Origin of the sequence: Herbidospora mongoliensis (assembly GCF_001570545.1) — a bacterium.
GTDB classification, from domain to species: domain Bacteria; phylum Actinomycetota; class Actinomycetes; order Streptosporangiales; family Streptosporangiaceae; genus Herbidospora; species Herbidospora mongoliensis.
The window spans coordinates 58,852-69,823 of record NZ_BBXD01000011.1 but is presented as its reverse complement, the minus strand read 5'-3'; the positions used below and the strand labels follow the sequence as shown (position 1 = coordinate 69,823).

Genomic DNA, 10,972 nt, shown 5'->3' with positions numbered 1-10,972 from the left:
GGGCGGTCTAAAGGTCGCGGTCAGGGCCATAAGCCGTGCTTCAGGGCGGCTAGATGTTCTACGGCGATTCGGTGCTGTTCCTCCGGTACGTCCGGGCCGCCGAAGGCGTGGTAGAAGCCCGGGAAGTTGTGCAGTTCGACCGGCACTCCGGCTTGGGCCAGCCGCAGGGCGTACAGGATGCCCTCGTCGCGGAGCGGGTCGAGGCCCGCCGTGGAGATGTAGGCGGGCGGCAGGCCCGCCAGGTCCTCCGCGCGGGCGGGTGCGGCGTAGCCGGAGGCGGCCACGTGTTCGCCGCCCAGATACAGCCGCCAGCTCTCGGCGGCCAGCCCCCGGTTCCAGATGGGGGCGTCGGTCAGCGTGAGCATCGAGGCGGTGTCGAGGCGGTCGTCGAGGGCGGGGGTGGTCAGATGCTGGAACACCAGCGGCGGGCCGCCCCGGTCGCGGGCCAGCAGGGCCACTCCGGTGGCCAGCGCAGCGCCGGAGCTCGCCCCGGCGACGCCGAGCCGCGAGGCGTCCACGCCCAGATCGGACGCCTCGGCGGCCAGCCATTCGAGCGCGGCGTAGGAGTCCTCCAGTCCGGCCGGATAGGGGTGCTCCGGCGCGAGCCGGTAGCCGACCGCCACCACGACGGCGGAGGCGTACGCCGCCGCCTGCGCCGCCGCCTGGTGCACGTGGTCGATGTTGCCGAGCACGAACCCGCCGCCGTGCAACCACAGCGTCGCGGGCAGGGGACCGGTCAGGCCGCGTGGACGGTAGACGCGTATCAGAACGGGGTCGGTGCGCTCGGTCACGTCCACGGAGTCGAACGTGGGCAGCGCGTGCAACGGCTGCGGGCGGGTGCCCGCCCGGTCGGCGACGGCGTCGGCGAGGGTTCCGCTGATGGGCATGGTCACGCCTCCAGAGACAGGGCCTGTGACGGGCACAGGTCGAGGATGTCCCGGAAGCGCTGCTCGTCCCCTTCCGGCACCTCCGGGTCGAGCACTTCGACCAGCCCCAGGTCGGACTGGTCGAAACGGTCGGGCGCGGACAGCACGCACTGTCCCGCGCCCAGGCACCGTTCTTGGTCGGCGGTGATGCGCATGACACTCCTCTCACCAGGTGACGGGCAGTTCCCAGACACCCTGGACGCCGCCGGCCTCCTTGATCGGCAGGTCGGCGAGGTCTCTGGCCAGCCGCAGGCCGGGCAGCCTGCGGAAGAGCGTGCCGAGCGCGATCTCCATCTCGGCGCGGGCCAGGTTCTGGCCGATGCACTGGTGCACGCCGTGCCCGAACGAGACGTGGTGCCGCGCGCCCCGGTCGACCGCGAACGCGGCGGGGGACGGGAAAGCGCCGCCGTCCCGGTTGGCGGTGGCGATGACGATGACGACGCCGTCCCCGGCCCGCACCTGATGGCCCGCCAGGTCGGCGTCGGCGGTGGCGAACCTGGCGATGCCGTCGGCGATGGCCATGAAGCGCAGCAGTTCCTCGACCGCCGTCGGCAGCAGCCGGGCGTCCGACCGCAGCGCCGCGAGCTGTTCCGGGTGCTCCAGCAGGGTGACCACGCCGAGCGCGATGGCGCTCGCGGTGGTCTCGTGCCCGGCCACGAGCAGCAGCAGCGCGATGTCCACCAGCTCGCTTCGGGACAGCGCGCCCGTCTCGACCTGCTCGGCGATCAGCGTGTCCAGCAGCCCGTCGCCCGGCTCCCGCTGTTTGCGCTGGATCAGCTCGTCGAGATAGGCCTTGAGCTGGGTGAACGCGTCGGCGCTCTCCTCCAGGGTGGTGCTGCCGGTGACCACGCGCCGCGACTGGTGCTCGAAGAAGGCATGGTCGGTGTACGGCACCCCGAGCAGCTCGCAGATGACGATCGACGGCACCGGCAGCGCGAATTCGGGCACCAGGTCGGCGACCGGCCCCTTGGCCTCGATCTCGTCGAGGAGCCCGTCGACCAGCGCCTGGATACGGGGGCGCAGCGCGTTCGTCTTCTTCACCGTGAAGCTCGACAGCAGCATGCGCCGCTGGACGGTGTGCTCCGGCGGGTCCATGCCGATGAAGTTGCGCACCTTACGGGCCGACTCGAACCGGGGGGCCAGCGCCGGATAGTGCGGGTGCACCCGGTCGGAGGAGTAGGTGACCGGATCGAGCAGCACCTGCCGCGCCTCGGCATGGCCGGTCACCGCCCACACCTCACGCCCGTTGTAGAGCCGGACCTTCGCGACGGGCGCGTAGTCGGTGTAGCCGTCGGCCGGGTGGAACGGACAGCCGCGGGCCTGCGGATAGTCAGGCAGGACGGTCATTCGGTCGCCTCCTGAAGGGGCTTCTGCGCGGGTGCGGGTGTGGGCGACGGGCGTGACGGGGTCCGGTCGCGCCGCGACACGCTGAACCGCCGTACCGCCGGGGTCTCCACGAACGTGAACAGGGCCCAGGCCAGCACCAGCGCGACCGCGAGCGCCAGCACGAGAAGCCCCGTTCCGGCCAGGGGCGTGACCTCGCCCTCGCCGACGAGATAGCGGTGGATGTAGGTCACCGTCAGGCCGTGCACCATGTAGAACGCGAACGACCACTCCCCGAGCCGCACCAGCGCGCGCCCCCGGAACGGAGACCGGGTCAGGTTCAGATCGGCCTGCGCGGCGGCCACCACCAGGGGCGTCAGCCAGATGGCCGCGGTGCCTGCGATGCCGTACAGATAAGGGACGTTCGCCTGGACGACGTAACCGCCCGCCGCGATGAGCAGCGCGGGGGCGAGCCCGAGCCGGGGCCAGGAGCCCTGCAGAGCGAGGCGCGCCGCGACCACGCCGAGCACGAACTCGGCCGCTCTGACGGGCGGGAAGAAGTACACGAACCAGATCTGCTCGAACGACAGCGTGCCGTCGGAGATGAACGGCAACGGCTGGCCGCCGATCAGGTACATCGACACCAGCGGCACGAGCAGCGTGACCGCGACGAGAACGCCCGCCGTGGTCCACAGGGCGCGGGTCGAGAAGCGGTTCAGCAGCCGCAGGATCCACGGGAACGTCAGGTAGAAGAACAGCTCGCACGACAGCGACCAGCTCACCGAGTTCATCGTGTTCGGCACCGTGATGTCGGGGATCCACGCCGACAGCAGGAACAGGTTGGCCAGGGTGCCGGTGGCGGTGAACACCTGCGCGGTCACCAGCATCAGCACCCCGGCCACCACGAAGGTGACGAGATGGTTGGGGAAGATCTTGACCAGTCGCCGCCGCCACACCTTCGGCGCGGTGTCGCCGGGCCGCGCCGACCAGGTCAGCACGAACCCGCTGAGCACGAAGAAGAAGGTGACGCCGTAGAATCCGGCGCTCTCGAACACCGATGTGTCGACGAACTTGGTCTGCCAGGTCGTGTGGAAGGCGAACACGAGCAGCGCCGCGAGGAAGCGCAGCCCGGTCAGCGATGGAAGTCGGGCGCCGCGGGTCTGTTCAGGTGAGCTGGTCATGAGCATGAGGCTCGCAGCGCGGTATTGGCCGGGTCTAAAGCCGTTCTTGTGCCGGTTCGTGAGCGGTGCGGGCCCGTCGTGGCACCGCGTCCAGAAGCGCCTTCGTGTACGGATGCGCCGGCCCCGCGAACACGTCTTCGACCGGCCCCGACTCGACGACGACGCCGTCCTTCATCACCATCACCCGGTCGCATACCTCCCGCACCACGGCCAGGTCGTGGGAGATGAACAGGGTGGCCAGCCCCAGTTCCTCCTGGAGGCGGCGCAGCAGGTCGAGCACCTGGGCCTGCACCGACACGTCCAGCGCCGACACCGGCTCGTCGCACACCAGCAGCTTCGGCTGCGGCGCCAGCGCGCGGGCGATGGCCACCCGCTGGCGCTGGCCGCCCGACAGCGCGGCGGGCCGCCGGTCGAGCAGGTCGGGGGTCAGGCCCACCCGCTCGAGCAGCAGCACCGTGCGCGCGGTGCGTTCGGCGCGGGGCACGCCGGTCGCGGCCAGCGCCTCGCCGACGACGCGGGAGACCGGCCAGCGCGGGTCGACGGCGCTGAGCGGGTCCTGCGGGATGAGCTGGATCGTGCGCCGCCTCGACCGGCGGGCCCGCTCGGGGACGCCGCTCCAGGGCGCGCCGTCGAGCAGCACCGTGCCCTCGTCGGGCGCGGCCATCCCGAGCACGACGCGGGCCAGCGTGGTCTTGCCGGACCCCGACTCGCCGACCAGCCCGAGCGTCTCACCCGGGCGGAGCGTGAAGTCGGCCCCGGCGACGGCGGTGCGGGCGCCGAAGCGCTTCACGACTCCGGTGACGGTCAGCAGCGGGTCACCCTTGGCAAGAGGGCCACGTGGGGGCCTCGGCCGGGTGCCGGGGACGGCGGCGAGGAGCTCCCTCGTGTACTCATGTCGCGGGTCGTCGAGCACCCGATCGGTCGGGCCGGTCTCGACGATGACGCCGTGCCGCATCACCGCGACCTCGTCGGCCAGTGCCTCCACCACGGCCAGGTCGTGGGAGATCAGCAGCAGCCCGGTGCCCTGTTCCTTCAGCTCGTCGAGCAGGGCCAGCACCCGGGCCTGCACGGCGGCGTCGAGCGCGGTGGTCGGCTCGTCGGCGATCAGGATGCCGGGCTCGGCCGCGATGGCCGAGGCGATCAGGGCCCGCTGGCGCAGCCCGCCCGACAACTGGTGGACGTACTGGCGGGCGCGTTCCTCCGGCTCCGGCACGCCGACCCGGGTGAGCAGGTCGACCACCCGTTCGCCGACCTTGTTCCTGGGCACGGTCCGGTGCGCCAGCAGCGACTCGGTGATCTCGGCGCCGATCGGGCGCAGCGGGTCGAGGGCGACCAGGGCGTCCTGGGAGACCAGGCCGACGTGCCGGCCGCGCACCTTGCGCCAGTCGCGCGGGCCGAAGCCCCGGGTGTCCTGCCCGGCGATCCGCAGCTCCCCGGCGGTGACGGTGGCGGTCGGCCCGGCCAGCCCGAGGAGCGAGCGGGCCAGCGCCGACTTGCCCGAGCCCGACTCGCCGACCAGGGCCAGGCAGCGGCCCGGCTCCAGCCGCAGCGACGCGTCGCGGACGGCGTGCACCCGGCCGCCGGCGAACCAGACGTTGAGGTCTACGGCCTCGACGAGGCTCATGAGGCGTACCGTCCCTCGGATCGGTTCTGCGCGTGGCGGCCGACGACGGTCACCGCGATGACGGTCAGGACGAGCATCAGCCCCGGGAAAAGCGCCGCCCACCAGGCCAGATGGAGGAAGCCCTGGCTCTCGGTGAGCATCGCCCCCCACTCCGGCGTCGGCGGCTGCGCGCCCAGGCCGAGATAGCTGAGGGCGGCGCCCGTCGAGATGGAGATGCCGAGCGTGACGGAGGCCAGCACCAGCAGCGGCCCGAACGTGTTGGGCAGCACGTGCCGCAGCGTCACCAGCGGCCGGGGGACGCCCAGCCCGATGGCCGCCTCGACGTAGCCCGACCGGCGCACCACGAGCGCCTGGGCGCGCACCACCCGGGCGAACCCGGGCGCGATGCCCACGGCCACCGCGAGCGTCGCGCCGATCACGCCCTTGCCGGTGATCAGCACCACGAGCAGGGCCAGCAGCAGGCCGGGCAGCGCCAGCAGCGCGTCGGCCACCCGCATCAGCACCGCGTCGCCGAACCGGCCCGACAGCGCCGCCAGCAGGCCCCACACCACGGCGATGAGGAGCCCGCCGACGGTGGCCGCCGCGCCGATGGCCAGGGAGTGGCGGGCGCCGTACACGACCCGGGTGAACACGTCGCGGCCGAGCTGGTCGGTGCCGAAGAAGTGCGCGGCGTCGGGCGGCAGGAGGGTGGCGAGCGGGTCGGTGGCGGTCGGGTCGCCTCCGGTGAGCAGCCCGGGGAAGGCGGCGGCCGCCAGGATCAGCCCCAGGAGCAGCGCCGCGATCACGGTTCCGGTGTGCTTCATATCGCCTGCACCCCCGTTCTCCTGCGCAGCCGGGGGTCGACCACCGCGTACAGGACGTCGATCAGCGCGGCGACCGCGACGAACACCACCGCCGACAGCGCCACCACGCCCTGCACGACCGGCAGGTCGCGGTCGCCGACCGCCTGGAGGGTGATCCGGCCGATGCCCGGCCGGGCGAACACGTTCTCCACGATCACCGCGCCGCCGAGCAGGGTGCCGGTGAACCAGCCCGCCATGGTCAGCGCCGGGATCGCCGAATGGCGCAGCGCGTGGCGGTAGCGCACCGCCGTCTCGGGCACGCCGCGCGCCCGCGCGGTCACCGCGAACGGCTGGTCGAGCGCGCTGAGCAGGCCCTCGCGCATCACCTGGGTCAGCACCGCCGCGATCGGCAGCGCCAGCGTGATCGTCGGCAGGACCAGCGACGCGACGCCGCCGGTCTCCGCCACGGGGAGCCAGCCCAGCCGGAAGGAGAAGATCGTCAGCAGCATGATGCCGAGCCAGAACGACGGCGTGGACACGACCACCAGCTCCACCGCGGCGGCCACCCGGCGCGGCCAGGCCGCCCGGCCCGAGGTGGCCACCGCCACCAGCACCGCCAGGAGCGGGGCCAGCACGGTGGCCGCCAGCGCGAGCTGCACGGTCGGCCACAACTGGTCGGCCAGCACCGTCGAGACGGGCTGCTGGAGCTGGTAGGACTCGCCGAACCGGAACGTCGCCAGCCGGACGACGTAGTTCAGATACTGCGCCACGAGCGGCTGGTCGAGGCCGTACTCCTCGCGGATCCTCTCGTGCTGCTCCTCGGAGACCAGCGCGTCGGAGCCGACGATGGCGTAGACCGGGTCACCGGGGATCAGCTGCAGCACCAGGAAGGCGCAGGTGGCGGCGGCCCACACGACGAGGGCCGCGCTCACCAGCCGGGCCAGGACACCCCTCACGGGGATTCGACCCAGGCGGCGTAGAACTCGGGGTGCGCCGAGATGCTGAGCCGCAGGTCGTGCACCTTCTTGCTGGCGCCCAGGTTCTGGGTGTCGACGTAGGTCGGCACCACCACCGCGTTCTCGATCGCCCACTTCTGCACCTGGGCGTATTCGGCGGCGCGCTGGGCCGGCTCCTGGGCGGTCTGCGCCGCCGTCAGCCACTTGTCCACCCCGGGGTCGGTGACCTGGGCGAAGTTGTGCCCGCTGTTCTTGGACGTCTGGTCGGAGAAGAAGAAGTGACTCAGGATGTCCCCGTCGCCGCGCGCCCACGACAGCTCGACCACGTCGTAGCGGCCCTCGTCGAGGCGGCCGCCGATCTCGATCGCGTCGGTCGAGGCCAGCAGGTCGAGGTAGATGCCCGACTTCTTCAGGTCACCCTGCACCGCCTGCGAGAACGTGCTCGCCTCGCCGTAGATCGGGGCGACCACGGTGAGCCGCTTGCCGTCCTTGGTGCGGTAGCCCTCGGAGTCGCGGCCGGTCCACCCGGCCTCGTCGAGCAGCTTGCCGGCCAGCGCGGTGTCGGTCGGCCAGGTGTTCTCCAGCGAGGCGTCGTAGCTGGACGGCGTCGTCGGCGACAGCGGGCTCCAGGCGCGTGGGTAGATGCCCTGGAACACCGACTTCACGAGCGTGTCGACGTCGATGGCCCGCTGGAAGGCCTGGCGCACCTTGACGTCGGAGAACAGCGCGCCCTTGGTGTTGAGGTAGAAGGCGTTGACCGCGCCGGGCACCTGCTTGTCGAGCACCTGAAGTTCCGGGTTGGCCTTCAGCACCCCGAGCTGGTTGGCCGGGATCTTGCTCGCCGTGTCGACCTGGCCGGAGCTCAGCGCGCCCACCCGGGTCGCGTCCTCGGAGATGAATCGGACCTTCACCGAGTCGAGCCGCGCGGGACCGGCGTGCCCGGCGTCCTTCGGCGCCCAGTTGTAGGCGGCGTTCTTGGCGTACGTCCGCTCCTGGCCGCGCACGTAGGCGCCCGACGTGAAGGGTCCGGAGCCGACCGACCCGGCGCCGGCCGCGCACAGCACGTCGGATCCGGCCTTCAGCGAGGCGGGGGAGGCGATGCCCAGCGCCGTCGTGCTGGCCGCCTGGAGGAACGGCACGTAGGGACGGGTGAACTCGATCTTCACCTGGTTGGGCGCGACCACCGAGACCCCCTTGTACGGCCCGAGCAGCCCGGCCGCGTACTGGGAGTTGGTCTCCTTGGCGGTGATGTGGTCGAAGTTGGCCTTGACCGCCTCGGCGTCGAGCTTGGCGCCGTCGTGGAAGACCACGTCCTCGCGCAGGGTGAAGGTGTACGCCTTGGAGTCGGGGCTGACCTCCCACTTGGTGGCCAGCCACGGCTCCAGGGCGCCGTCGGGCGTCTGGTAGACCAGCGAGTCGTAGACCGGGCGCTGGAGGAACGAGGTGACGTCCTGCGCGCTGACGTGCGGGTCCCAGCAGTCGGGCTCCTCGTCGACCGCGTGCGTGAGGGAACCGGACGTGACCGGCTTCGCCGCCTCACCGGCGCCGCCGACGGCGGGGGTGTTCTCCGTGCCGCACGCGGCGAGGGCGATAAGGAGGGCGGCCGCCAGTACGGCACGTGAGGGGGGCATGCGAACTCCAGGTAGTTCGGTGGTGCGATTTTCTGAACTATCGGGAGTCGCTCTAAAGCGGCGCTGAAACGACGATCTCGGCGGCCTCGGCCAGGAGCTGGAAGGACCGCAGCCGGTCGTCCTGCGAGGGCACCACCGTGAGGGCCATCAGCTCGTCGGCGCCGGTGTCGCGCATCAGCCGGTCGAGTTTGCCCGCCACGGTCTGCAGGCTCCCGATGAGCTGCGGCTCGGCGATGGCCTCCACGAACTGCCGCTCGGGCGCCGACCACCGGTGCCCGGCCGCTCTCGCCGCGGCCGGGAACACCTCGAAGTGCGGTGAGGTCCGCATGAGGACCTTGCCGAGGAGGTAGGAGGAGGCCGCGGTGAAGGCCTCCTCGTCGGTGGCGGCGACGGTGACCAGCGCGGCGATGAGCGTGCGCGGCCGGTCGAGCTGCGCGGAGGGCCGGAACGCGCTCCGGTAGGCGGCCAGCGCCTGCGCCGTGTCGCGCGGGTTGATCTGGTGCGCGTAGGCGTAGGGCAGCCCCAGCGACCCGGCCAGCGCGCCGCTGCCGGGGCTCGACCCGAGCACCCACAGGTCGGGCCGCGCGTCGGCGGCCGGCACCGCGACGATGCCGCTCGACCGGTCGGCGGGCGCGAAGTAGCCGCTCAGCTCGCCGATCTCACCGGCGAAGTCGGCGGCGCCCTCGGGCGAGCGGCGCAGCGCCCTGGCGGTGCGCGGGTCGGTGCCGGGGGCCCGGCCGAGCCCGAGGTCGATCCGGCCGGGGTAGAGCGCCTCCAGCGTGCCGAACTGCTCGGCCACCACGAGCGGGGCGTGGTTGGGCAGCAGCACCCCGCCCGACCCCACCCGCAGCGTCGTGGTCGCCGCCGCCAGCGCCCCGGCCAGCACGGCCGGGGCGGAGGTGGCCAGGCTCGTGGTGCTGTGGTGCTCGGCCACCCAGTAGCGCAGGTAGCCCAGCTCCTCCACCTGCGGCGCGAAGGCCACGGTGTCGGATAACGCCTGGGTGGCCGAGCCGCCCTCGAAGACCGGGACGACGTCGAGAACGGAGAGGGGCAGGGTCATGACAGGGCTCCTTCTGAGGGCGCCGGTTCGGCGACCGGCTCGGCGGGTGCCTCCGGCTTGCCCGGCAGCAGCAGCCCGGCGGCGAAGACCACGGCCGCCGCGGCCACCGGCCACCAGAAGGCGTCGCCGAACGAGGTGACGGTGGGCACGGCGTGCGCGCCGCCGCCCTGGAGGATGAGCGCGACCACGGCGATGCCGAGCGAGGCGCCGATCTGGTTGAGGATGAAGACCGCGCCGGTCGCCCCGGCCACCGAGTCGCCGGGCACCGTGCGGTAGACCGAGCCCATCGTCGGCGCGCCGACCAGGCCGAGGCCGAACCCGGTGGCGAACTGCGCGCCGGTCAGCAGCACCTGCGAGGTGCCCGCGTCGGAACCGGTGAAGGCCAGCGCCCCCAGCCCGATGAGCAGCGCCCCGACCGGCACCAGCCGCTTCGCGCCCAGCTTGTCGGCCAGATTGCCCGCGATCGGCATGCCGATGAGCGTGCCCAGCCCGAGCGGGGCCAGCAGCAGGCCCGAGGCCAGCACGGACTCGCCGCGCACCTCCTGGTAGTAGAGCGGCAGCAGGAACAGCAGCGAGAACAGGCCGCCGCCGATGAGGAACATGGTGGTGACGCTGGCGCTGAACCCCTTGCTGCGGAACAGCCGCAGGTCGAGCAGTGGCGTGCCGGTGGTGCGCAGCGCGTGGGTGATGTAGGCGGCGAACAGCGCCAGCCCGACGGCCAGGCCGATCAGCACCGAGGGGCTGCCGAAGCCCTCCGCGCCGGCCCGCGACAGGGCGAAGACCAGGGCGGCGAAGCCGGGGGAGAGGGTGAAGACGCCGATCCAGTCGAGCGGCGCGCGGCCCCCGGGCTGGTCGGCCGGCAGCACGACCAGGGCCAGCACGATCGCGGCCAGCGCGAACGGGATGTTGACCAGGAACATCCACTGCCAGGAGAGGTTCTCCAGGATCAGGCCGCCGACGATCGGGCCGACGACCGGGCCGAGCGTGATGGGGATGGAGATGAGCCCCATCACCCGGGCGATGCGGGCCGGACCGGCCGCGCCCGCGACGACGGTCATCATGATCGGGTCGACCATGCCGCCGCCGAGGCCCTGCAGGATCCGGAACGCGATGAGGCTCTCGGCGTTCCAGGCGAAGGCCGCGAGCGTCGACCCGGCCAGGAACACGGTCAGGCCGAGCAGCCACATGCGCTTGGCGCCGAAGCGCGTCATCGCCCATCCGGCCAGCGGGATGGCGAGCGCGACCGCGAGCAGATAGCCGGTGGTCACCCACTCGATCGTGGACAGGGTGGCCTCGAACTCGGCGGTCAGCGTGCTGATGCCGACGTTGACGATCGTCGCGTCGAGGTAGGACATCATGCCGCCGAGCACCATCACGCCGATCAGCGTGAGCAGCGACCGGTCGAGCCGGGCCGAGCCTGACATGACAACTCCTTTGAACCGGGGAGACAGTAGAATTGAACTGGCGAGTTCAAATGCCTGCCTGGGAC

Annotated in this window: 10 protein-coding genes; all 10 read right to left on the bottom strand. The window is 72.3% G+C overall.

Annotated features, from left to right (window positions below; all coding sequences use genetic code 11):
* Positions 1 to 20 precede the first annotated feature (20 nt).
* The 10 genes from AW272_RS12155 to AW272_RS12110 are packed head-to-tail and all read right to left on the bottom strand — an operon-like array spanning position 21 to position 10,907.
* Positions 21 to 887 (bottom strand): alpha/beta hydrolase, encoded by an 867-nt coding sequence (locus AW272_RS12155; protein WP_066363855.1) that lies wholly within the window; start codon positions 885 to 887, stop codon positions 21 to 23.
* A gap of 2 nt (positions 888 to 889) precedes the next feature.
* Positions 890 to 1,081, bottom strand: a complete 192-nt coding sequence (locus AW272_RS12150; protein WP_066363854.1) for a ferredoxin — start codon at positions 1,079 to 1,081, stop codon at positions 890 to 892.
* Between the two features lie 10 nt (positions 1,082 to 1,091).
* Positions 1,092 to 2,273 (bottom strand): cytochrome P450, encoded by a 1,182-nt coding sequence (locus tag AW272_RS12145; protein WP_066363852.1) that lies wholly within the window; start codon positions 2,271 to 2,273, stop codon positions 1,092 to 1,094.
* Positions 2,270 to 3,430 carry an acyltransferase family protein gene (locus tag AW272_RS12140; protein WP_218010867.1) on the bottom strand — a complete coding sequence of 387 codons (1,161 nt, stop codon included), beginning with the start codon at positions 3,428 to 3,430 and terminating at the stop codon, positions 2,270 to 2,272. The genes AW272_RS12145 and AW272_RS12140 overlap by 4 nt, the downstream gene beginning before the upstream one ends.
* A gap of 34 nt (positions 3,431 to 3,464) precedes the next feature.
* Positions 3,465 to 5,054, bottom strand: a complete 1,590-nt coding sequence (locus tag AW272_RS12135; RefSeq protein WP_066363849.1) for a dipeptide ABC transporter ATP-binding protein — start codon at positions 5,052 to 5,054, stop codon at positions 3,465 to 3,467.
* On the bottom strand, positions 5,051 to 5,857 hold the full coding sequence (locus AW272_RS12130) for an ABC transporter permease (protein WP_066363848.1): 807 nt from the start codon (positions 5,855 to 5,857) through the stop codon (positions 5,051 to 5,053). Before AW272_RS12130 ends, AW272_RS12135 begins: the two co-directional genes overlap by 4 nt.
* The gene (locus AW272_RS12125; RefSeq protein WP_218010866.1) at positions 5,854 to 6,792 is read right to left on the bottom strand and encodes an ABC transporter permease; all 939 of its coding nucleotides are present in this window, start codon (positions 6,790 to 6,792) and stop codon (positions 5,854 to 5,856) included. Before AW272_RS12125 ends, AW272_RS12130 begins: the two co-directional genes overlap by 4 nt.
* The gene (locus tag AW272_RS12120; protein ID WP_066363846.1) at positions 6,789 to 8,423 is read right to left on the bottom strand and encodes an ABC transporter substrate-binding protein; all 1,635 of its coding nucleotides are present in this window, start codon (positions 8,421 to 8,423) and stop codon (positions 6,789 to 6,791) included. The genes AW272_RS12125 and AW272_RS12120 overlap by 4 nt, the downstream gene beginning before the upstream one ends.
* A gap of 52 nt (positions 8,424 to 8,475) precedes the next feature.
* A complete protein-coding gene (locus AW272_RS12115) occupies positions 8,476 to 9,483 on the bottom strand; it encodes an LLM class flavin-dependent oxidoreductase (protein ID WP_066363844.1) in 1,008 nt (335 codons plus the stop codon).
* Entirely contained in the window at positions 9,480 to 10,907 is a 1,428-nt protein-coding gene (locus AW272_RS12110; RefSeq protein ID WP_066363842.1) for a DHA2 family efflux MFS transporter permease subunit, read from the bottom strand. Before AW272_RS12110 ends, AW272_RS12115 begins: the two co-directional genes overlap by 4 nt.
* Between the last annotated feature and the right edge of the window lie 65 nt (positions 10,908 to 10,972).